23 protein-coding genes and 1 pseudogene are annotated in these 20,002 nt (G+C 62.0%); 13 read left to right on the top strand and 11 right to left on the bottom strand.

The features are described 5' to 3' along the window. Both MJ643_RS24195 and MJ643_RS24200 read left to right on the top strand, forming a co-directional pair. Window positions 1-272, top strand: a 272-nt coding sequence (locus tag MJ643_RS24195) for a hypothetical protein (RefSeq protein WP_247727022.1), incomplete at its 5' end; no start/stop codon positions are given. Then, complete coding sequence (locus MJ643_RS24200; protein WP_247727027.1) at window positions 259-483, top strand: hypothetical protein; 225 nt, start codon at window positions 259-261, stop codon at window positions 481-483. The genes MJ643_RS24195 and MJ643_RS24200, both read left to right, overlap by 14 nt. Before the next feature lie 282 nt (window positions 484-765). Here the strand turns inward: MJ643_RS24200 and MJ643_RS24205 are convergent. Further along, window positions 766-1,895: pseudogene (locus MJ643_RS24205) on the bottom strand (HAMP domain-containing sensor histidine kinase). Window positions 1,896-2,061: 166 nt separating this feature from the next. Continuing rightward, window positions 2,062-2,736, bottom strand: coding sequence for a polysaccharide lyase family 7 protein (locus MJ643_RS24210; RefSeq protein ID WP_013973126.1), 675 nt, complete (start codon window positions 2,734-2,736; stop codon window positions 2,062-2,064). Between the two features lie 237 nt (window positions 2,737-2,973). Here MJ643_RS24210 and MJ643_RS24215 point away from each other — a divergent pair, with 237 nt between their 5' ends. Next, window positions 2,974-3,297 carry a DUF1654 domain-containing protein gene (locus tag MJ643_RS24215; RefSeq protein WP_023662493.1) on the top strand — a complete coding sequence of 108 codons (324 nt, stop codon included), beginning with the start codon at window positions 2,974-2,976 and terminating at the stop codon, window positions 3,295-3,297. A 302-nt stretch (window positions 3,298-3,599) separates the two neighbouring features. Here MJ643_RS24215 and MJ643_RS24220 read toward each other — a convergent pair whose 3' ends face one another. Further along, window positions 3,600-4,424: a S24 family peptidase gene (locus MJ643_RS24220; protein ID WP_024087343.1), complete on the bottom strand. Its 825-nt coding sequence runs from the start codon at window positions 4,422-4,424 to the stop codon at window positions 3,600-3,602. A 163-nt stretch (window positions 4,425-4,587) separates the two neighbouring features. On the opposite strand from MJ643_RS24220, the gene MJ643_RS24225 reads away from it, so the two are divergent. After that, window positions 4,588-4,953, top strand: a complete 366-nt coding sequence (locus tag MJ643_RS24225) for a hypothetical protein (RefSeq protein ID WP_013973123.1) — start codon at window positions 4,588-4,590, stop codon at window positions 4,951-4,953. 64 nt (window positions 4,954-5,017) lie between these two features. Next, the gene (locus MJ643_RS24230) at window positions 5,018-5,503 is read left to right on the top strand and encodes a glycoside hydrolase family 104 protein (RefSeq protein ID WP_061551719.1); all 486 of its coding nucleotides are present in this window, start codon (window positions 5,018-5,020) and stop codon (window positions 5,501-5,503) included. A gap of 73 nt (window positions 5,504-5,576) precedes the next feature. On the opposite strand, the gene MJ643_RS24235 is transcribed toward MJ643_RS24230, so the two are convergent. Continuing rightward, window positions 5,577-5,759, bottom strand: a complete 183-nt coding sequence (locus MJ643_RS24235; protein WP_003259487.1) for a hypothetical protein — start codon at window positions 5,757-5,759, stop codon at window positions 5,577-5,579. Between the two features lie 94 nt (window positions 5,760-5,853). Then, complete coding sequence (locus tag MJ643_RS24240; RefSeq protein ID WP_015270813.1) at window positions 5,854-6,198, bottom strand: hypothetical protein; 345 nt, start codon at window positions 6,196-6,198, stop codon at window positions 5,854-5,856. A gap of 162 nt (window positions 6,199-6,360) precedes the next feature. On the opposite strand from MJ643_RS24240, the gene MJ643_RS24245 reads away from it, so the two are divergent. Next, entirely contained in the window at window positions 6,361-7,182 is an 822-nt protein-coding gene (locus tag MJ643_RS24245; RefSeq protein WP_024087341.1) for a shikimate 5-dehydrogenase, read from the top strand. Window positions 7,183-7,309: 127 nt separating this feature from the next. Here the strand turns inward: MJ643_RS24245 and MJ643_RS24250 are convergent, their stop codons facing one another. The 3 genes from MJ643_RS24250 to MJ643_RS24260 all read right to left on the bottom strand — a co-directional run bounded on the left by MJ643_RS24250 (window position 7,310) and on the right by MJ643_RS24260 (window position 8,762). Then, window positions 7,310-7,552 (bottom strand): hypothetical protein, encoded by a 243-nt coding sequence (locus MJ643_RS24250; RefSeq protein ID WP_023660829.1) that lies wholly within the window; start codon window positions 7,550-7,552, stop codon window positions 7,310-7,312. Window positions 7,553-7,649: 97 nt separating this feature from the next. Next, complete coding sequence (gene gloA, locus MJ643_RS24255; RefSeq protein WP_013973118.1) at window positions 7,650-8,177, bottom strand: lactoylglutathione lyase; 528 nt, start codon at window positions 8,175-8,177, stop codon at window positions 7,650-7,652. A gap of 225 nt (window positions 8,178-8,402) precedes the next feature. After that, the gene (locus MJ643_RS24260; RefSeq protein WP_015270810.1) at window positions 8,403-8,762 is read right to left on the bottom strand and encodes a histone-like nucleoid-structuring protein, MvaT/MvaU family; all 360 of its coding nucleotides are present in this window, start codon (window positions 8,760-8,762) and stop codon (window positions 8,403-8,405) included. Between the two features lie 361 nt (window positions 8,763-9,123). Here MJ643_RS24260 and MJ643_RS24265 point away from each other — a divergent pair, with 361 nt between their 5' ends. Together MJ643_RS24265 and cobF are read left to right on the top strand one after the other, a co-directional pair. Further along, on the top strand, window positions 9,124-10,413 hold the full coding sequence (locus MJ643_RS24265; RefSeq protein ID WP_024087340.1) for an OprD family porin: 1,290 nt from the start codon (window positions 9,124-9,126) through the stop codon (window positions 10,411-10,413). Window positions 10,414-10,480: 67 nt separating this feature from the next. Beyond that, complete coding sequence (gene cobF, locus MJ643_RS24270) at window positions 10,481-11,230, top strand: precorrin-6A synthase (deacetylating) (protein ID WP_196184995.1); 750 nt, start codon at window positions 10,481-10,483, stop codon at window positions 11,228-11,230. 121 nt (window positions 11,231-11,351) lie between these two features. On the opposite strand, the gene MJ643_RS24275 is transcribed toward cobF, so the two are convergent. Next, window positions 11,352-11,702, bottom strand: coding sequence for a response regulator (locus tag MJ643_RS24275; protein ID WP_015270807.1), 351 nt, complete (start codon window positions 11,700-11,702; stop codon window positions 11,352-11,354). Between the two features lie 246 nt (window positions 11,703-11,948). Here MJ643_RS24275 and MJ643_RS24280 point away from each other — a divergent pair, with 246 nt between their 5' ends. The 5 genes from MJ643_RS24280 to MJ643_RS24300 are packed head-to-tail and all read left to right on the top strand — an operon-like array spanning window position 11,949 to window position 18,448. Then, on the top strand, window positions 11,949-15,416 hold the full coding sequence (locus MJ643_RS24280) for a response regulator (RefSeq protein ID WP_024087339.1): 3,468 nt from the start codon (window positions 11,949-11,951) through the stop codon (window positions 15,414-15,416). Continuing rightward, on the top strand, window positions 15,413-16,234 hold the full coding sequence (locus MJ643_RS24285) for a protein-glutamate O-methyltransferase CheR (protein WP_003259474.1): 822 nt from the start codon (window positions 15,413-15,415) through the stop codon (window positions 16,232-16,234). The genes MJ643_RS24280 and MJ643_RS24285 overlap by 4 nt, the downstream gene beginning before the upstream one ends. Further along, complete coding sequence (locus tag MJ643_RS24290; protein WP_013973112.1) at window positions 16,231-16,806, top strand: chemotaxis protein CheB; 576 nt, start codon at window positions 16,231-16,233, stop codon at window positions 16,804-16,806. The genes MJ643_RS24285 and MJ643_RS24290 overlap by 4 nt, the downstream gene beginning before the upstream one ends. Then, the gene (locus tag MJ643_RS24295) at window positions 16,800-18,026 is read left to right on the top strand and encodes a hybrid sensor histidine kinase/response regulator (protein ID WP_208209504.1); all 1,227 of its coding nucleotides are present in this window, start codon (window positions 16,800-16,802) and stop codon (window positions 18,024-18,026) included. The genes MJ643_RS24290 and MJ643_RS24295 overlap by 7 nt, the downstream gene beginning before the upstream one ends. Before the next feature lie 44 nt (window positions 18,027-18,070). After that, window positions 18,071-18,448, top strand: coding sequence for a response regulator (locus MJ643_RS24300; protein ID WP_003256176.1), 378 nt, complete (start codon window positions 18,071-18,073; stop codon window positions 18,446-18,448). 110 nt (window positions 18,449-18,558) lie between these two features. Here the strand turns inward: MJ643_RS24300 and MJ643_RS24305 are convergent, their stop codons facing one another. Then, window positions 18,559-19,140, bottom strand: a complete 582-nt coding sequence (locus MJ643_RS24305) for a TetR/AcrR family transcriptional regulator (RefSeq protein ID WP_208209505.1) — start codon at window positions 19,138-19,140, stop codon at window positions 18,559-18,561. A 12-nt stretch (window positions 19,141-19,152) separates the two neighbouring features. After that, window positions 19,153-20,001: a 3-hydroxybutyryl-CoA dehydrogenase gene (locus tag MJ643_RS24310; RefSeq protein WP_013973109.1), complete on the bottom strand. Its 849-nt coding sequence runs from the start codon at window positions 19,999-20,001 to the stop codon at window positions 19,153-19,155. Between the last annotated feature and the right edge of the window lies 1 nt (window position 20,002).

Below are 20,002 nucleotides of genomic sequence, written 5' to 3' on the forward strand. Positions count from 1 at the left end.
TGGCCATCCCTTCCGATCAGCTCAGGAAGATCCAGCCCCTGCGGGCCGACATCCACATCGGTGACCACCACAGTGAGCCGCTGGGCCGGGTTTCGACCCAGGCGTGGGTGTTCAACCCGTCGCCCGGACCCGACATCATCCCCCGACTGCACGAAGCCAAGCTCAATGGCATGGCCCAGCTCGGGATCAACATCAACGGTGTTGAGGAAGTCGACGGCGCCCTTTACGCCCAGTCGTGGTGGTGCCGGGCGGTGGGCGATTACGGCAACTGAGCTTCCGCAGGCATGGTTGGCCGAGCTGAACGACCAGGTTGCCCTGGTGGCTGATCCTGATGGGCGCGCGGCAGTGCTCGATGAGATGGCCTATGCCGCGCGCCGGCGGCAAGAGGTCGATGACGGCGATCTGGTCGACATGCTGGAGATCGTTGAGTCGGCCAGACTGTGGGCGCTGCTCGATCAGGAAGAGTGGCCTGCTCACGCTTGAATCTGCAGAGGATTGTGAAAGGGGGGAGCCAAGACGAATCGTGGACGGCAGAACGCCGCGGTAGGCGGTACCATTTTTTGTACCAATAGACGAGTTTTTGCGGGTGGTGCAGAGTGGTCGAGAGAGACGAAACCCCCGAATTCATTGGGTTTCGCCACTCACGAAAACTTAGCAAAGCGCAAATAACATTTCTGGAGTATGGCTGATTTGCTGTCGAATGCCTTATGACTAAAGGGCGCAACGTGAACGAAATTTAATCCTGTACCAATTCTGTACCCATCATCACTCTGCCGAAGACAGCAGAACAACCTCGAAGGTCGTCCCGTCCTCCTCAGTCGACTCCACCTCAATTCTGCCACCGTGGTTCGCCACGATCTCCGATGCGATGAACAGGCCAAGGCCGAGCCCCGCTGCTGAGCCACGCTCTCCGGATGAGTAGCTCGAGTATCTCCCTTCCGGCTTGAAGATCTAGGGCATCACCTCGGGTGGAATAGGTTCTCCGGAATTCTGGACGCTGACCCGTGGAACACCATCCACCTTGGCCAGCGTGACCTTGATCGGGGCCGTTGCATCGCCATGGCGCAGGGCATTGCCTATCAGGTTGGAGAAAACCTGAGAGATGCGGTCAGGGTCGAATTGGCCCGTGATGTGCGCCTGCTCATCCAGGATGATCCGCGCGTGCGGGAACGCCGTGCGCAGTTCGTCAATGACAGCCTTGCAGATTGGATTCAAATCCATTTTCCGCAAATCCACTGGAATGCCAGTCCCCAGATTGCAGCGGGCCAGATCCAGCAGATCGTTGATCATGACATTTGCCCGATGTGCACTGGCACAAACCTGGGTCGCAAGTACCTTTCCCTTTTCATCCAGCCCGGCCTGCCGCTGGATCAGCCCGCCAGCCATGAGTATCGCGCCCAAGGGCGAACGCAAATCATGACCGAGCACGGCTAGCACCATTTTCCGGGTCGCCTCGACTGCCGTTCCGTAGGCAGCGATCGACTCTGCGAGCGCCTGGTCAATCGCTTCATTGAACCGGATCATGTCCTGAACATGATGCGCGTCTGCGAACGACTCCTGGGTAAGCCAGAGTGACAGAACGCTTGCGCGCAATGCCCGGTATTCGGACACCATCTGGTCCATCGAGAACCCAGCTATCAAGCGAGCAACAGCGTGGGTCTGCGCTGCGGTTTCGCTTGAACTCCTGGGGCCTCTGCCTTGTGCCTTCTCGGACTGTTGTTGCCTGCTCTGAGGCGTTCTCATGTCTTTGGCCAGGTGCGGAGCATCTTTTCGGCATGATCGCGCAAGCCGGAGGAGTCCTGCTTCGGCAGCTCTGTTTCAACCGAGCGGGCGTAGTTTTCCCAAGCCTGGAGAATGGGTTCCATACTGCTATCAATGAAATCGAACAGTCTCATGGGGCCTAACCCTGTCTGGAAAAAAGAGACCCGAACAGCTTAGTTCATCCGGGAATCAGGAAGTTTGGGCGACAGCCATTCGAGCTGATCGCTAAATGCAGGGCGATCCCGATGCAACCTGTGCCGGGATGCAGGGGCATCGGGATGTCTCGCCGGGTGCCTGGGTTCAGGCATGGATCAGCGAGAGGTCGCTGATGATGCAGATCGAGCCGTCATCGGCGGGCGTCGTGTCGGAGTAGTCCACCTGGTTGTACACCCCGCCGTGGAACTCGAACAGCCGCGAAGCCCAGGTACTGTCGAACTGGAGATCGCCGGACGAACCCGTCACCCCGTTGTACTTGGCGGTAACGGTGACCACGCCTGCCGACGTGGCGTGGATGCTCACCTCGAACTTCGACCCCAGCGGTACCCCCTTGAGCACCGTCGAATTCACAGGATCCGCCTGGTTGTAGGTCCGCCGAAACCCCAGGGTGATGTCGCCCTTTTTCCAGAACACCTTCACGGGCGGGCTGTCGTCCCCGTAGACGTGCATCTGCGCGATAACCACCTTCTGCGCCCAGTTGACCTTGGTCAGTGTCATTTCCTGGCGATTCCAGTGATCCAAGGCGCCGCCCAGGCTCCAGTATTCCGGCTCCGACCACTCGCAGCGGGTCCTGCGGGTGCTTTTGCTCGAAGCGCCTTTGGTGGGGGCAGACAACTGGACCGAACCATCGCTGAGCACTGTCACGTAGTTCGGGTACAGGGCAATCGCTTCGCTGCCGGTGAGTTCGACCGCTACGGTGCTGATCGACGATTCGGCTACCGGAACGGCGATGGTGAGGTTGCTGATATCTACGCTCATGGGGGGAACTCCTGAATGGAAATGTCGGTTGGTGCCGCAGCAGCACGGTGGCGGCTGCTGGAGTGGAATTTAGCTCTGCGCTAAATCATCATCAATAGCTTATGGCTAAAATTATTTCGCCGGGCGACAAATTACCTGTTGGCGAAAATTTTCCGCAGCGGGGCTTTACGCTTGATTTGGCGGTGAGATAAGCTTTCCTTGAATACTGTACGAATATACAGCCGTCAGGATATGAGTATGTCTAAGCACATGAAGTCGACGCCCCATCAGCGCCAGGAAATAACCGGAATGGAGCGTCTGAGCTTGCGGGTATCAGCGATGATCAACCACCCGCTCGCGCAGACGCAGCGCTGGGTGACGGTGCATCGCCTGGATACCGACGGTGATGCCGAGTGGGAGGAGGTGATGGGCCTGCTGGCCGAGACGCCCGAGTTGGAACTGACCTTCAACGACGACGAGAGCGTGACGGTGCGCTGGGAGCGCAGCAGCGTGGAGGAGCGCGACGACTTTATCGTCGAGCAGGACAGCGAGCAGCAGGCCGAGGAGGCGGCACCTTTCTGAAGGTCAGAAAGAGCCTGCGGGGTAGCGTAATGCTGTTCACTCAAGTCTGATGTGGCATCGATGGGGCTGCCTTGCAGCCCTTCGCGGGCAAGCCCGCTCCCATAGAACCGCGCATAACTCATTAAATTAGCAGGGGCTCTGTGGGAGCGGCTTTAGCCGCGAACACCGGCGAAGCCGGTGCCATGCACCGCGTTGGATTCTTCGCGGCTAAAGCCGCTCCCACAGGGTACGCGTACCGCTTGGCTGTGGGAGCGGGCTTGCCCGCGAAGGGACAGCATTACGCCGGGGTGGTGGGCTTCGCCTTACACAAGGTGTGCATTCCACACCAGCAGCACCCTGGCCTGGATGTAGGTCTCTTCCCGGCGAATCATGCGGTCCTTGTGCCGCGAGTTGTCGGAAATCATCTCGAAATGGTCTTCGTCGGCAATCTGCAATCGCTTGATATAGATGTGGTCGCCCCAGGAGAAGAAGTAGATTCCGTCACCGACGAACTCGCGAATACTGACGTCCACGATCAGCGGGTCGCGGTGCTTGATGGTCGGCTCCATCGACTGGCCCCAACCGGTCACCATCTTCAGGTGGTGGTGCTCGCTGAACTCCACGCCCAGCTCGCGCAGGTGGCTTGGGCTGACGCGAACATCCTTGAACATCTCGGGGTAGTCGTGGGGGATCTGCCCGCCACCCATGGCTGCGCGGACGTCGTAGTGGGCAATCCACACTTCGTCGCCCACCAGGCCTGGCCGAGCAGGTTCAGCGGCCACCAGTGTCGAATCTGCCGGCTCCTCGGCGGCGGCCAGCAGCCTTTGCCGGGTTTCTTCAGGGATGCCTCTGCCGCTTCTGGCAAGCATCTGCTTGACCAGGTCGGCCGCGGAAAGCTTGCTGTCGCCAGCCTCGGCCGGCGACTGCGCCTGGTCGCCCGCTGCCATCGCGTCGAACCACCCCCGCGGCAAGCCTTCGATGCCCTCGATTCGGCGGGCCACATCATCGCCCAGGTTCTTCGCTGTCTTGTCCGAAAGGATCTGGCTCAGGTGCGCAGGCGCCATCCCCCAGCGCTCTGCGCAGGATCCCTTTCTCTGGTTGCCGATCAGCTTGACCAGGTTGTGCTTGCGAATTTCGTAGATGTCCATGGAGCGAAGCATGCCAGTGTTTAGCTTGCTGCTAAATATGCTAACAGCTAAATTTTCCTTGTCATGAAATTAGCTGTAGGCTAAATTAATCATGCAAGCAAGGAAAGCCACCGAGAAGCTGTTCTCCAGGGCTTACGACATCACCATTGGTAATGAGGTTTTCATGGATCCGACTGACCTCGGCCCAGGCACCATCACCTGGCTGGGCGGAACAGGCACCGTGTTGCTGGGCGCATTCCTCTGGCTGCGCAAGTGGCTGTCCAGGGATGCGGCTGACCGTGCCATGGACAACGCTGATATTGGCGTGGTCCGGCGCCTGAACGAGTTGCTCGATATCGAGCGTGACGCCCGAAGAGAAGCACAGGCCAGGGCCGATCAGTTTGCAAAGGAACGCAATGAACTGGTGATCACTGTAGGGCGCCTGGAAGGCAAGATCGAAGCGCTGACCAGTCGAGGTGGCCATCCACCCCGGCAGGTCACCGTCCAGGGCGAGGGCGTCGCCCGCCTGCGCGGGAAGCAGGGTGAGTGAGGCGGCCCGCAAGACAAATTCTGTTCACGCCCATGGGTATGGGCTTCTTCTGCATGGAGACAACATGGCTCGATTGGATTCTGCCGCTGTCGGCGGGGCGAACGTGCTCGCGTTCCTGGACATGCTGGCCTGGTCCGAGGGTACCTCGACCATCGCTGCCAGCGACGATGGCTACAACGTCCTGGTCGGCGGCCAACTGTTCAATGACTACAGCGGGCACCCGAAGCAGAGGGTGTGGTTGCCCAGCTACGGCATCCACAGTTCTGCGGCTGGGCGGTACCAGATTCTGGCCGGTACCTGGGATGCCATCGTGAGTACCTATGGCTTCAATGGCCGCTTTACCCCTGAGGCCCAGGACCTGGCGGCAATCAAGTTGCTGAGCGAACGCGGTGCCTTGGCACTGATAAAGGCTGGCCGCATTGCCCAGGCGATCGCCAAGGCCGCGCCTATCTGGGCCAGCTTGCCTGGCGCGGGCTACGGTCAGCGTGAGCACCAGTTGGCCGCGTTGTTGGCAATGTTCATTGCCTGCGGCGGGGAGGTGCAGGCGTAACGCCCAGGCAAAAAAAGACCCGCCAGGTAGGCGGGCCAGAAGGGCGTAGGGAGCAACGCACAACAAATACGGGTCAGGCGACCATGGTGCCTGGTTGCAACTGTTCGACCAGGGCCTGGGCCGAGGCGCGGGTCGGCATCGGGCCGCTTACGGCTTCGCCGTTGCGCACCAGGTACCAGCATGCGAGCAGGCCCTGCTCACGCAGCGAAGCGGGGACGGCACTGCCAACAACGGACATGATCTGGATAGTGGCCATGTGGACCTCCTGTAAAACATGGCCCTACCTTACGCAGCAGCCGGGGCGGTTTGAAATTAACTTCCTCGATAGTGGTCATTGGTTCTATCAACATTTACCAGCGCGGCGGGCCGTAATACACCGGTGGCGGACCGTAGTAGGTGCGGTAGCCCGGAGGCGGTGGTGCTGGCACGTAGTACGGCTGGTAGTACACCGGCGGTGGCGGTGGTTGCATGTACACCGGGGGCGGCCCGTAGTAGACCGGTTGGCGCTCGACGTACACGGTACGGTCACGCCCGCCATAAACCGTCGCCCCGACCACGGCGCCAACCACGGCCGCACCCAGCAGCGGGCCGGGGCCGTACCAACCGCCATGGCCATGGCCGCCGTGGGCGACAGCGGGTGCGCTGATGGCCAGGGCACCGACCAGCAGGGCGATTCCGGGAATGTGACGGTTCATGAAGAAACCCTCGCAAGGACACCCCAAGTGTGGGGTCCTATTACTATGACTCCACTCTTCGTCAGCTGAGCACGGGGGAACGGTAAAGGTTGTGTAAGGGACGACCAGCGGTTACCTCTGTTACGCTGAACAAACGTTTCAGTTATGACAAAGGAGCAGGTTATGTCGGCAACTCCAAGCAGAGACACCGTGCTGTGCATTTCCCTGGCCGGTCGCCCCGGCACCTTCGGTGTACGGTTCCACAACCACCTTTACCAGCAGCTCGGCCTGGACTTCTACTACAAGGCCATGCGCACCGATGACCTGCCGGCGGCGGTGGCGGGCATTCGCGCTTTGGGTATCCGCGGTTGCGGGGTATCGATGCCGTACAAGGAGGCCTGCATGGCCCTGGTCGACGAGATCGACCCATCGGCTGCGGCCATCGAGTCGGTCAATACCCTGGTCAATACCAATGGCCACCTGAAGGCCTACAACACCGATTACCTGGCCGTGCGTCAGTTGCTGGCGCAGCACCAGGTCGACCCGTCCACGGCGTTTGCCCTGCGCGGCAGTGGCGGCATGGCCAAGGCGGTAGCCAGTGCCTTGCGCGATGCCGGGTTCGCCGAAGGCATCATCGTTGCGCGCAACGAGCAGGCGGGGCGGCAGCTGGCGGATGTGTGTGGTTATCGCTGGGTGGCGGAGCTGGGCGACCTGTGCCCACCCATGCTGGTGAACGTGACGCCGATCGGCATGGCGGGCGGGCCCGAGGCCGAGGAGCTGGCGTTTTCCGAGAACGCCATCGCCGCGGCGGCGCGGGTGTTCGATGTTGTGGCGATGCCGGAGAGCACTCCGTTGATCCGCCGAGCGCGGGCGTTGGATAAGCCAGTGATCACCGGGCTGGAGGTGATTGCGCTGCAGGCGCTGGAGCAGTTCGTGCTTTACACCGGGGTGCGACCCACCCTGGCGCAGGTGGAGGCGGCGGTGGCGTACGCCCGGGATATCTGATTATTCCTGTGCCGGCCCTTTCGCGGGTAAACCCGCTCCCACAGGGATAGCGCACGCATGTAGCAACGGCGCTACCCCTGTGGGAGCGGGTTTACCCGCGAAGAGGCCGGCACAAGCATTGACAAGGTCAGAACACCTTGTGCCCTTCATCCAGCTGCTGGTCGACCAGCGCCCGGCCATGGGCCAGCGACACATGCTGTGCGTTCTCGAGGTCGGAGAAGAACTTCATCGGCATCGACATGCGCCTGCTGGTGTGCCCTTCGGGGTCGGTAATCAGGCACCCGGCGGCATAGGGCAGGGGGGAATCGGGGTGGGGCATCACGCTGGCGGTGATGGTGTGCTTGCGATATTCACAGTGAAGAGATTGCATCGTCCTTACCTCGCTGTGGCATGTGAAGCAGTTACCTTCATATACCACAGCAAAGGGCCGGGAGTTCCCGGCCCGACGAGCGAGCAGCGATGAGTGCTCAGCCTTTGAGCTCGGTCGGCTGGATGACTTCGACCCAGTAACCGTCCGGGTCCTTGACGAAGGCCAGGTGGTTCATGCGCCCGTCCTGCAGGCGTTTCTGGAACGGTACACCCAGTGCCTCGAAGCGTGCGCAGGCTTCGCGTACGTCCGGTACCGAGACGCAGATGTGGCCAAAGCCGCGCGGGTCGGTGTTGCCGTTGTGGTAGGCGAACTCGGCATCGTTTTCGGTGCCGTGGTTGTGGGTCAGTTCCAGCACGCCCGGAATAGACTTCATCCACTGGTGGCGTTCGTTGTCATCGGCCGGGATCTGCGCCGGGTCGACCAAGGCCAGGAAGTACAGGCTGAAGGCAGCTTCGGGGAAGTCGCGCTTGTCTACCAGGCGGAAACCCAGCACGCGGGTGTAGAAGTCCAGGGACTTTTCGATGTCCTTTACCCGCAGCATGGTGTGGTTGAAGACGAACTGGGCGGTGGCGGCGTCCGGTTGGGCGGTGACGCCAGGCAGGGTTTGCAGATCGTGCAGGCTCATGGGAACTCCTGAGACGGGGCCGGGCGCAGGGCACCGGCAAAACAGACAGGCTGACCATGATACGGCAGTGTGCCGATTGCGCAAATGAAAGCGCCCTGCACAAGGCAGGGCGCTGGAATTAGAGGCCCGCATGTGCGGGCGCGTGATGGGGTCGCTAGTCCTTTAGCTGTCTCGATACTGAGCCAGCCCTTGTGAAAAAAGTGTGAAGTGCGTGTGGACGTTTCATCAGCGTACCCAGCTTTCTACCGTGGCGGCGCCGTATTGTTCTTTCCAGGCCTTGAGCCCACGGTGGTTGCCGCCTTTGGTCTCGATTCGCTCGCCGGTATGCGGGTTGGTGTAAACCTTTACCACGCGCGCGCGGCGCTGTTGCTTGGGTGCTGCACTGGAAACCCGGGCCACTGCCTTCGGGTCGAGGATGGCGATGATATCGCGCAGGCTCTTGTCGTAGCTTTTCATCAGGCCGACTAGTTTCTGCTCGAATTCGATTTCGCGTTTGAGGCCGGCATCCTTTTTCAACGCTTCCAGTTGCGCCATCTGTTCCTGGAGCGCTTTTTCGGCAGCACGAAACTCTGCAAGTCTGGACACTGTAATCACTCCTGTACGTCGGTCGTGGCAGGGCGTGACGAACATTGAAGAAGAATAAAAACGCCGGCCACGCGGGTGGGTTCCGCTGTTCGCTGATATCGAGTGTAGTCATTCATGGGTACTGGGTAAACTGCAAACTTTTTGTAAGTAAGCAGGGAACTTTCCTAGTTTTGCGTGCGGTATTGTCCGGTTTTTCCGCGGTTGTCTTGTGGCGCGCTTAGACCATGGTCCAATGGCCCGTGCCAGAGGCTTCGCGCGATCATTTCAGATGATGGCCGGCTATTGTTCGGCCCCCTCGCAGTACCGTGGCCAACACGTGCCACAGGTTGTTTACTCGCCTTGATTCCGGATGTTTTCTCCCATGTTTGCCCCTTTCCCCCTCGCCCCCGGGCGTCGTGTTGCCGGCTTGTTCCTGTTGTGTGCCGGCGTCAATGCCCAGGCCGCCGGTTTTCTTGAAGACAGCAGTGCAAAGGTCGAAGCACGCAATGTCTATTTCAACCGGGATTTTCGTGACGGCCACAGCAGTTCCAGCCAGGGTGCGTCCAAACGCGAAGAATGGGCACAAGGTTTCATCCTCAATGTGCAGTCGGGTTACACGCAGGGGCCGGTAGGTTTTGGCGTGGATGCGCTGGGCATGTTCGGCTTCAAACTTGACTCCAGCCCGGCGGACAGTAACAGCGGCCTGTTGCCGTCTTCCGGTCACGACCCGCGCCACTCGGCCGACCAGTACGCGAAGATGGGCCTGGCGGCCAAGGTCAAGGTTTCCAGTACCGTGCTCAAGTACGGTTCGATGATGCCGGATGTACCGTTGCTCAAGTACAACGATGGCCGCCTGCTGCCGACCATGTTCCATGGCGCCATGCTCACTTCCGAAGAAGTGCGCGACCTGAAGTTCACCCTGGCCCGCCTGGACAAGTACACCGCACGGGATTCCACCGACCGCCAGGACATTCGCGTGCATTGCAAGAACAAGCGCTATGCCTGCGGTATCGAGGCTGATCACTTCGACCTGGCTGGTGTCGATTACCGTTTCAACGAACGCTTCAGCGCCCAGTACCAGGTGGCCAAGCTGGAGAACATCTACCGCCAGCACTTCCTCGGCCTGGTGGCCAGCCAGCCATTGGCGGTGGGCAGCCTGTCGGCAGACCTGCGCTTGATCAAGAGTGATGACATCGGCAATGCCCGCGCCGGCGAAATCGACCATCGCGCGTTCAGCGGCATGCTCGGCTACAGCCTGGGTGGCCACAAGCTCAGTGCCGGTTGGCAGCGCATGTATGGCGACAGTGCCATGCCATACCTGGATGGCACCAACCCTTACCTGGTCAACTATGCCCAGGTCAACGACTTCGCCGCCGCCCAGGAGCGTTCCTGGCAGGTGCGTTATGACTATGACTTCAAGGCCCTGGGCGTGCCTGGCCTGACCTTCTTCACCCGTTACATCAACGGTGACAATATCAAGGTGCCGGGCAGTACGGCCGAAGGCAAAGAGTGGGAACGCGACACCGAGTTCAAGTACCAGGTGCAAGGTGGCACGTTCAAGGACGTAAGCGTGCGTCTGCGTAATTCAACTTACCGCAGCAATTATGAAAAATGGGCGCGTGACATGGACGAGACACGGGTCATCGTCAGCTACAACTTCTCCATCTTCTGACGGGGCGCTTTGCCAAATACCGGCAGCCACCTGACAATGGCTGCTGGTTTCCGCAAAGGGCAGGGCAATGAAAGACCTGTTGTTGATCGGCATCGGCCCCGGTGACCCGCGCCAGGTCACCTACGAGGCGGTCGATGCACTGCGCCAGGCCAGTGTGTTCTTCGTGCTCGACAAAGGCGGCGACAAGGACGAACTGCTGCGCCTGCGCAAGGCCATCCTCCAACGCTACCGGCCCGAGGGCGGCTACCGCCTGGTGCAGGTGGCCGACCCTGCACGCGATGGCCAGGCCGATGACTACCTGGGCGCGGTGCAGGACTGGCACCGGCAGCGTGCGGCGCTGTATGCCCAATTGATCGAACAGGAGATAGGCATTGGGGAAACCGGCGCCTTCCTGCTGTGGGGCGAGCCGACGCTGTACGACAGCACCCTGCGCATCCTTGGCCTGGTCCGCGAGCGTGGTGTGGCGCTGCGCCTGCAGGTCATTCCGGGCATCAGCAGCGTGCAGGCGTTGGCAGCGCGCCATCAGGTGCCGCTCAACCGCATCGGTGAGCCGTTGACCGTATTGCCAGGGCGGCGCCTGGCCGGGCAGGGGCAGATCGACAATGTGCTGGTGATGCTCGACGGGCAGTGCGCGTTTGCCCGGCTCGATGATCCGGCGTTGATGATTTACTGGGGCGCGTACCTGGGGACTGCGGATGAGGTGCTGATTGCCGGGCCGTTGCAAACGGTGAAGGCACAGATACTGGAGATGCGTGAGCGGGAGCGGGCGCGCAAGGGGTGGATCATGGATAGCTACCTGTTGCGCAGGGAACTGTAGTCAGCTACAGCCTGTGCCGGCCTCTTCGCGGGCTAGCCCGCTGCCACAGGTATTCCACTGCACTCAAACTTGTGCTGACCCTGTGGGAGCGGGCAAGCCCGCGAACCAGGCGGCACCGATTTCAAGGGTTACCCAGAATGGCCTGTACCTTGTCGCGCAACTGGTCGATGCTGAACGGCTTGCCGATCAGGTGCATGCCCTCCGGTACATTGACGTTCTCGGCATAGCCACTGGCGAACAGCACCGGCAACAGCGGCCGCAGCTCGCGCGCCTTGCCGGCCAGCTCTTCGCCACCCATGTCCGGCAACCCCACGTCGGTCAGCATCAGCGCCAACTCCTGGCCCGGGTCCTCGATAATGCGCAGCGCCGCGCCGGCACTGTCCGCCTCGATGACCGTGTAGCCCAGTTCGTCGAGCACTTCGACCATCAGCATGCGTACGATGTCGTCGTCTTCGACTACCAGAAGGTGCATGGTTCGGATCCTGTGCTAATGAATGTCTTTAATCTGTGCTCCAGATGGCAGCAGAAGTTCCCGAGGATACCGGGCACTGCAATCAGATGGAACGTTTGGCGCACGCTGCCTTCAAATACTGGCTAAATGCCCTGCCAGACCCGGCAAAGCTGGTTAGACTCGCTTAACAGGACGGCGCAGTGGCAGATAATGACAAAGACAGATCCGCCACACTTTTCAATGGACTTTTAGCTCGGGCGTTTTCACATGATTCAAGCAGCCTCGATGGACCAGCGAAGCTTCCGCAAGCTGTTGAGCCGCAACGTCGGCCTACCCCTGGGGGTTGGTCTGCTGGGGGCCGTGGCCTTCGTTGCGGTGATCAACTACCTGCTTTCGGCCTTGCAGTGGGTCGAGCACACCGACCGGGTGATCGGCAATGCCAACGAAGCGGTCAAACTGTCGATCGACATGGAAACCGGCATGCGTGGCTTCCTGATCACCGGCGATGAGCGTTTCCTCGACCCCTACGAGGTGGCCAAGCCGCGCATTTTCGGCAGCCTGCAGAGCCTGCGCGGCATGGTCGAGGACAACCCGCAACAGGTCGAACGCATCGACCGGCTGATCGCCCTGCAGCAAGCGTGGAACACCTTCGGCAGCGAGATGATCAACTTGCGCCGCAGCCAGGGTGATTACCGCGCCTTGATCGGCAACGGCCGCGGCAAGCGCCTGACCGATGAGATCCGCAAGGAGTTCGACAACCTCATCGGCAGCGAACAACAATTGCGCATGGCGCGCAACGAGCGGGTCAACAGTGTGACCGTCACGGTCATGTCGTCCTTCGTGCTGTTCATCGTCGGCCTCAGCGCCTTGCTGGCCTACCTCGGGCGGCGCGACCTGCTGGCGCTGTCCGCTACCTATGACGAAAACTTCCAGGCCCAGCAGCGCGCCGCCGAGCGCCTGGAGCATCAGGCCTGGCTGCGCAACGGGCAGACGCAACTGTCCGAACAGGTGCTCGGCCAGCTGACCCTGCCCATGCTCGGTGACAACATCCTGCGTTTCTTCGCCAGCTACCTGGGCAGCGTGGTAGGCGCGTTGTACGTGCGTGACGAACATGGCCGCCTGGTGCGTGTTGCCAGCTATGGCCTGGATGCCGAGGAGCAGGCGCGCGAGCAGGTACTGGGTGACCACGAGGGGCTGCTGGCCCAGGCCGTGCGCGAAGCGAGGCTGCTGCGCCTGGACGACTTGCCTGAAGACTATTTCCAACTCAGCTCCGGCCTTGGCAGGGGCCTGCCGCGCAGTGCCATGCTGATGCCCTCCAGCGACGACGGGCAGATCAACGGCGTGCTGGAGCTGGGCTTCCTGCGGCCGTTGCAGGAGCGTGACGAAGAGATGCTGCAGCGGGTCCGTGGCAACGTCGGTATTTCCATCGAAAGCGCCCGTTACCGGCAGCGCCTGCAGGAGGTGCTGGCCGAAACCCAGCAACTGAACGAAGAGCTGCAAGTGCAGCAGGAAGAACTTAAAACCGCCAACGAAGAGCTCGAAGAGCAATCCCGCGTGCTCAAGGAGTCCCAGGCCCACCTGGAAACCCAGCAGGCGGAGCTTGAGCAGACCAACGAGCAGCTGTCGGAGCGCACCGAGGCGCTGGACCGCAAGAACGACGAACTGCTCCAGGCCCAGGACGAGCTGCAGGCGCGTGCCGAGGAACTGCAGCGTTCGAGCAAGTACAAGTCCGAATTCCTCGCCAACATGTCCCACGAGTTGCGCACGCCGCTGAACAGCTCGCTGATCCTGGCCAAGCTGCTGGCGGAAAACGGCGAGGGCAACCTCAGCGACGAGCAGGTCAAGTTCGCCGAATCCATCTATTCGGCCGGCAACGACCTGCTCAACCTGATCAATGACATTCTCGACATCGCCAAGGTGGAAGCCGGCAAGCTGGAAGTGCGCCCTGAAACCACTCAGGTGGAGCGCCTGGTCGAAGGCCTGCGCAGCATGTTCGAGCCGTTGGCCGGGCACAAGGGCCTCGCCTTCGAGGTGACCACCGAGGCGCAGGTGCCGGCCACGCTGTTCACCGACCGCCAGCGCCTGGAGCAGATTCTCAAGAACCTGCTGTCCAACGCCATCAAGTTCACCGAGCGCGGCCAGGTCAGCCTGAACATCGGTTACCAGCCTGGCACCGGCATCGTCTTTGCCGTGCGCGATACCGGCATCGGCATCGCCGCCGACCAGCAGCAGGCGATCTTCGGCGCATTCCACCAGGTGGATGGCACCAGCAACCGCCGTTATGGCGGCACCGGCCTGGGCCTGTCGATTTCCCGCGACCTGGCGCACCTGCTGGGTGGGCAGATCAGCGTCGACAGCAGCCCCGGCCAGGGCAGTGTATTCAGCCTGATCCTGCCGGAGCGCTATGAGCGCGTGGCGCAGGATATCGAGCCGCTCAGCCTGCGCCCTGCGGTCGATAGCCTGCCACCCGCGCCGCAGGCACCAGTGGTGGCGGCACCGAAACGCCCGACACCAGTGTTTGCCGATGACCGTGAGCGCGCGCCGTTCGGCAACCGCTGCATCCTGGTGATCGAAGACGAACCGAACTTCGCCCGCATCCTCTTCGACCTGGCCCACGAGCTGGGTTACAGCTGCCTGGTGGCGCAGGGCGCCGACGAGGGCTTCGAACTGGCCGTGCAGTACATCCCCGATGCCATCCTGCTGGACATGCGCCTGCCCGACCATTCCGGCCTGACCGTGCTGCAACGCCTGAAGGAGCAAGCGAGCACCCGGCACATCCCGGTGCATATCATTTCCGTTGAGGACCGCGTCGAGGCCGCCATGCACATGGGTGCCGTCGGCTACGCGGTCAAGCCCACCAGCCGTGAACAACTCAAGGAAGTTTTCGCCCGGCTGGAGGCCAAGCTGACCCAGAAGCTCAAGCACATCCTGCTGGTGGAAGACGACGACCTGCAGCGCGAGAGCATTGCCCGTCTGATCGGCGACGACGATGTCGAGATCACCGCCGTGGCCATGGCCCAGGATGCCCTGGCGTTGCTGCGCGAGAATATCTACGACTGCATGATCATTGACCTCAAGCTGCCAGACATGCTCGGCAACGAGTTGCTCAAGCGCATGACCGCCGAAGACATCCGTGCCTTCCCGCCGGTGATCGTGTATACCGGGCGCAATCTTACCCGCGAAGAAGAAGCCGACCTGCTCAAGTATTCGCGCTCGATCATCATCAAGGGCGCACGCTCGCCGGAGCGCCTGCTCGACGAAGTGACGCTGTTCCTGCACAAGGTCGAGTCGCAGCTGTCCAACGAACGCCAGCGCATGCTCAAGACCGCGCGCAGCCGCGACAAGGTTTTCGAAGGCCGCAAGGTGCTGCTGGTGGACGACGACGTGCGCAACATCTTTGCCCTGACCAGCGCGCTGGAGCACAAGGGCGCGATCGTCGAAATCGGCCGCAACGGCCGCGAGGCCATCGAGCGCCTGGAGCAGCATGACGACATCGACCTGGTGTTGATGGATGTGATGATGCCGGAAATGGACGGCTTCGAGGCCACCCGGCTGATCCGCCAGCAACCACGCTGGCGCAAGCTGCCGATCATTGCCGTGACCGCCAAGGCGATGAAGGATGACCAGCAGCGTTGCCTGCAGGCCGGCGCCAACGACTACCTGGCCAAACCGATCGACCTGGACCGCTTGTTCTCGCTGATCCGTGTGTGGCTGCCGCAACTGGAGCGAATTTGACTAGCGAACGTAACACCGATATCGAAATCCGCTTGCTGATCGAGGCCATCTACCTCAAGTACAGCTACGATTTCCGCAACTATTCCGGCGCGTCGATCAAGCGCCGGATCCTGCATGCGCTGCGCCAGTTCGACTGCCTGACGGTGTCGGCGCTGCAGGAGCGCGTGCTGCACGACCCAGGCATGTTCATGCAGTTGCTGCAGTACCTGACGATCCCGGTCAGCGAGATGTTCCGCGACCCGGGGCACTACCTGGCGCTGCGCAACGAAGTGGTGCCGCTGCTGCGCACCTGGCCGTCGATCAAGGTGTGGATTGCCGGCTGCAGCACGGGCGAGGAGGTGTATTCGATGGCCATCCTGCTACGCGAGGAGGGCCTGCTGGAGCGCACCATCATCTATGCCACCGACATCAACCCGCATTCGCTGGACAAGGCCAAGCAGGGTATCTACTCGATGCAGAGCATGCGCGAGTACGCCGAAAACTATCGCATCGCCGGTGGCCGACGGGACTTTGCCGAGTACTACACGGCCGCCTACGGCAACGCCATCATGGACAGCACCCTGCGGGACAACGTGACTTTCGCCGACCACAGCCTGGCCACCGACAGCGTGTTTTCCGAAACCCAGCTGGTGTCGTGCCGCAACGTGCTCATCTACTTCAACAAGGAACTGCAGGACCGCGCCCTGGGCCTGTTCCACGAGTCCCTGTGCCACCGCGGCTTCCTGGTGCTGGGCAGCAAGGAATCGGTGGATTTCTCCGCCTACAGCGAGCGCTTCGAGCCGCTGGTCAAGCCCGAACGGATCTACCGCAAGTCATGAAAGGCGTACGCGCGATGGTGATCGGCGCCTCGGCCGGCGGCGTTACAGCGCTATTCAGTGTGCTGGGCGCGTTGCCGGCCGGCTTCGCCATTCCGGTAATTTGCGTGCTGCACCTGCCGGATGACCGCCACAGCCAGCTGGCCGAGGTGCTGCAACGTCGCCTGCGGCGGCCAGTGTGCGAGGCCTGTGACAAACAGCCGCTGCGCCCCGGGCAGATCTACGTGGCCGGGCCGGGTTATCACCTGTCGGTGGAGCGTGACCTGACCCTGTCGCTGAGCCAGGAGCCGCCGGTGCATTTTTCCCGGCCGGCGATCGACTACCTGTTCATGTCGGCGGCCGATGCCTATGGTGCCGGCCTGCTGGGCATGTTGCTCACCGGGGCCAACGAGGATGGCGCAGAAGGCCTTGCCTATATCAAGCGCAATGGGGGCCGGACCGTGGTCCAGGACCCTTGCGACGCACAGGTGGCGCTGATGCCGGAGGCCGCACTGGCCCTGCACCAGCCCGACCATATTCTTTCTCTGAGTGGCATCGAGCGATTGCTCGCCGCCCTGGAACCTAGCGCATGCTAAGCCACACCATCGCCAAACTGCTGATCGTCGACGACCTGCCAGAAAACCTGCTGGCCCTCGACGCCCTGCTCCAGGGCCAAGACCGCGAGGTGCACCAGGCCCAGTCGGCCGAGGCAGCGTTGTCACTGTTGCTCGAGCACGAGTTCGCCCTGGCCATTCTCGACGTGCAGATGCCGGGCATGAACGGTTTCGAGCTGGCCGAGCTGATGCGCGGCACGGAAAAGACCCGCAACATCCCCATCGTGTTCGTCACTGCCGCCGGGCGCGAGATGAACTACGCGTTCAAGGGCTATGAAAGCGGCGCGGTGGACTTTCTGCACAAGCCGCTCGACACCCTGGCGGTGAAGAGCAAGGTGTCGGTGTTCGTCGACCTGTACCGCCAGCGCAAGGTGCTCGACCGCCAATTGCAGGCCCTGGAACGCAGCCGCCAGGAGCAGGAACTGCTGCTGGCCCAGCTGCAGACGGCGCGGGGTGAACTGGAGCATGCCGTGCGCATGCGCGATGACTTCATGTCGATCGTGTCCCATGAGGTGCGCACCCCGCTCAATGGCCTGATTCTGGAAACCCAGCTGCGCAAGCTGCACCTGGCACGCGGCAACCTTGCCGCCTTCAGCGTCGACAAGCTGCAGGCCATGGTCGAGCGCGACGAGCGGCAGATCAACAGCCTGATCCGCCTGGTCGAAGATATGCTTGATGTATCGCGCATCCGCACCGGCAAACTGTCGCTGCGGCCCAAGGCGTTCGACCTGGGCCAACTGGTGCGCGGCCTGGTGGAGAACTTTGCTGCCCAGGCCAGCGCACTGGACACCCATATCGAGTTGCAACGCTGCGAGCCGCTGCTGGGCGAGTGGGACGAGTTTCGCATCGAGCAGGTGCTGGCCAACCTGTTGTCCAATGCCTTGCGTTATGGTGAGCGCAAACCGGTGCAGGTGCGGGTATTCGAGCAGGACGGCCTGGCCTGCGTGCAGGTGCAGGACCATGGCATCGGCATCTGCATTGCCAACCAGCAGCGCATCTTCCAGCAGTTCGAGCGGGTCGCCACCCAGCAGGTCACGGGTGGGTTGGGCCTGGGGCTGTACATATCGGAGCAGATCGTCCAGGCCCATGGCGGGCGCATATTGGTGGAGAGTGAAGAGGGCAAAGGCGCCACCTTCACCTTGCAATTGCCACTGGCAACCTGCGAACAACAAAACGACCAGGCAAGGGCAACCTCTGCGTGAGCCTGGGGTCTGATGGCCAGCTGTAAGTATTTCAAGGCGTTGACATGAGTGAAGATGCACAAGATGTAGTACTGGTGGTCGAGGACGAACCGGCGATTCGCATGATCCTGCGTGATTACCTGGCAGGCGAGGGCTACCACGTGCTGGTGGCCGAGGATGGCGAGCAGGCGTTCGCGATCCTGGCGAGCAAGCCGCACCTCGACCTGATGGTGACGGACTTCCGCTTGCCGGGCGGGATTTCCGGGGTGGACATTGCCGAGCCGGCAGTGAAGTTGCGGCCGGACCTGAAGGTGATCTTCATCAGCGGCTACCCGGCGGAGATTCTCGAGTCCGGCAGCCCGATCACCCGCAAGGCACCGATCCTGGCCAAGCCGTTCGACCTGGATACCTTGCACGAGCAGATCCAGTCGCTCCTGCGCTAGCCTGCACTGGCCCTTTCGCGGGTAAACCCGCTCCCACAGGAACCGTGCAAACCTTGAGACTTGCACAGTTCCTGTGGGAGCGGGTTTACCCGCGAAAGGGCCGGAGCAGGCTAGCGCAGGGTCCGCTCCAGCCCACCCACCAGCATGCTTTCCATCAACCCCAGCCCCTGTTCTTCGGGCAAGGCCTTCAACAGCCCCGGCAACTGGTTCAGCAGCGTCGCCACCACATGCGCCGTGGCCACCAGGGCCTGTCCCTGCAACTTCGCCTGCGGTGCGATCAACCTCAGCAACCCCGCCTCATAGCGCTTGCGCAACAAGGCCAGGCGCGCCTGCTGGTCGTCGCTCAGGCAACAGAAGTCGCGCTCCGCCAGGCGAAACTGCATGGGCCGCTCGGCATGCAGCTGCCAGTGCGCGGCAATCAGGCAGCTCAGCGCCGACGCCCCGCGCGCCATGGCCCGGCGCCCCTGGTTCAGGGTGGCCTGCAATTCCTCGTACAACTCCTCGATCAGGTCGTACAGCAGGTCCTGCTTGCTGGGGAAGTGGTGATACAGCGAGCCTGCGGTAAGCCCCACATGGGCCGCCAGCTCGCGCATGCTGACCTGGCCGAAGCCCTTTTCGGCAAACAGCGCCATGGCCCGGTCACGTCGCTCTTCAAAGTTGGCACAGCGCATCGCGGCATTGACCGGGGGCATGGCGTTCGCTCCTCAGTAGGTGAAGAAACCGCGGCCGCTCTTGCGCCCCAGCCAACCGGCCGCGACCATTTCCTTGAGCAGCGGGGCAGGGCGGTACTTGCTGTCGTTGAAGCCTTCATGGAAGGCCTCCATGATCGCCAGCAGGGTGTCCAGGCCGATCAGGTCGGCCAGGGCCAGCGGGCCGATCGGCTGGTTGCAGCCCAGGCGCATGCCGGTGTCGATGTCCTCGGCACTGGCCAGGCCTTCCTGGCGCACGAAGATCGCTTCGTTGATCATCGGCACCAGGATGCGGTTGACCACGAACCCAGGGCGGTTGCCGGCGGTGATCGGGGTCTTGCCGACCTTTTCGGTCACCACCAGCGCCTGGGCGTAGGTGCTGTCGCTGGTCTGCAGGCCGCGAATGATCTCGACCAGCGCCATCATCGGCACCGGGTTGAAGAAATGCACGCCGATGAAGCGTTCGGGGTGCTCGATGCTGGCCGCCAGCTGGGTGACAGACAGCGACGAGGTGTTGGTGGCGATCAGGCAGTCGGCGGCGACGTTGGCGGCCACCTGCTGCAGGATGCGCTGCTTGAGCTGCAGGTTCTCGGTGGCGGCTTCGATCACCATTTGCGCGCTGCTGAGCTGGGTGTAGTCGGTGCTGGTGCGAATGCGGGTGCGGGCAGCTGCCGCCTTGTCGGCGTCGAGGGTACCCTTGGCGACCTGGCGCTCGAGGTTCTTGCTCAAGGTGGCCACGCCGCGCTCCAGCGCAGCGTCGGACACGTCCACCAGCAGCACCTGGTAGCCGGCTACCGCGCACACCTGGGCAATGCCGTTGCCCATGGTGCCTGCGCCGATCACGGCAATCTGTTCAATGCTCATG

The sequence above is a fragment of the Pseudomonas sp. PNPG3 genome, assembly GCF_023093815.1.
Taxonomy (GTDB): Bacteria; Pseudomonadota; Gammaproteobacteria; order Pseudomonadales; family Pseudomonadaceae; genus Aquipseudomonas; species Aquipseudomonas asiatica.

What these genes read in the sequence shown, in the direction of transcription:
- MJ643_RS24210 (WP_013973126.1), bottom strand. Translation starts at nt 2,736, where the DNA reads ATGAGCGTAGATATCAGCAACCTCACCATCGCCGTTCCGGTAGCCGAA.
- MJ643_RS24215 (WP_023662493.1), top strand. Translation starts at nt 2,974, where the DNA reads ATGTCTAAGCACATGAAGTCGACGCCCCATCAGCGCCAGGAAATAACC.
- MJ643_RS24220 (WP_024087343.1), bottom strand. Translation starts at nt 4,424, where the DNA reads ATGGACATCTACGAAATTCGCAAGCACAACCTGGTCAAGCTGATCGGC.
- MJ643_RS24225 (WP_013973123.1), top strand. Translation starts at nt 4,588, where the DNA reads ATGGATCCGACTGACCTCGGCCCAGGCACCATCACCTGGCTGGGCGGA.
- MJ643_RS24230 (WP_061551719.1), top strand. Translation starts at nt 5,018, where the DNA reads ATGGCTCGATTGGATTCTGCCGCTGTCGGCGGGGCGAACGTGCTCGCG.
- MJ643_RS24235 (WP_003259487.1), bottom strand. Translation starts at nt 5,759, where the DNA reads ATGGCCACTATCCAGATCATGTCCGTTGTTGGCAGTGCCGTCCCCGCT.
- MJ643_RS24240 (WP_015270813.1), bottom strand. Translation starts at nt 6,198, where the DNA reads ATGAACCGTCACATTCCCGGAATCGCCCTGCTGGTCGGTGCCCTGGCC.
- MJ643_RS24245 (WP_024087341.1), top strand. Translation starts at nt 6,361, where the DNA reads ATGTCGGCAACTCCAAGCAGAGACACCGTGCTGTGCATTTCCCTGGCC.
- MJ643_RS24250 (WP_023660829.1), bottom strand. Translation starts at nt 7,552, where the DNA reads ATGCAATCTCTTCACTGTGAATATCGCAAGCACACCATCACCGCCAGC.
- gloA (WP_013973118.1), bottom strand. Translation starts at nt 8,177, where the DNA reads ATGAGCCTGCACGATCTGCAAACCCTGCCTGGCGTCACCGCCCAACCG.
- MJ643_RS24265 (WP_024087340.1), top strand. Translation starts at nt 9,124, where the DNA reads ATGTTTGCCCCTTTCCCCCTCGCCCCCGGGCGTCGTGTTGCCGGCTTG.
- cobF (WP_196184995.1), top strand. Translation starts at nt 10,481, where the DNA reads ATGAAAGACCTGTTGTTGATCGGCATCGGCCCCGGTGACCCGCGCCAG.
- MJ643_RS24275 (WP_015270807.1), bottom strand. Translation starts at nt 11,702, where the DNA reads ATGCACCTTCTGGTAGTCGAAGACGACGACATCGTACGCATGCTGATG.
- MJ643_RS24280 (WP_024087339.1), top strand. Translation starts at nt 11,949, where the DNA reads ATGATTCAAGCAGCCTCGATGGACCAGCGAAGCTTCCGCAAGCTGTTG.
- MJ643_RS24290 (WP_013973112.1), top strand. Translation starts at nt 16,231, where the DNA reads ATGAAAGGCGTACGCGCGATGGTGATCGGCGCCTCGGCCGGCGGCGTT.
- MJ643_RS24295 (WP_208209504.1), top strand. Translation starts at nt 16,800, where the DNA reads ATGCTAAGCCACACCATCGCCAAACTGCTGATCGTCGACGACCTGCCA.
- MJ643_RS24300 (WP_003256176.1), top strand. Translation starts at nt 18,071, where the DNA reads ATGAGTGAAGATGCACAAGATGTAGTACTGGTGGTCGAGGACGAACCG.
- MJ643_RS24305 (WP_208209505.1), bottom strand. Translation starts at nt 19,140, where the DNA reads ATGCCCCCGGTCAATGCCGCGATGCGCTGTGCCAACTTTGAAGAGCGA.
- MJ643_RS24310 (WP_013973109.1), bottom strand. Translation starts at nt 20,001, where the DNA reads ATGAGCATTGAACAGATTGCCGTGATCGGCGCAGGCACCATGGGCAAC.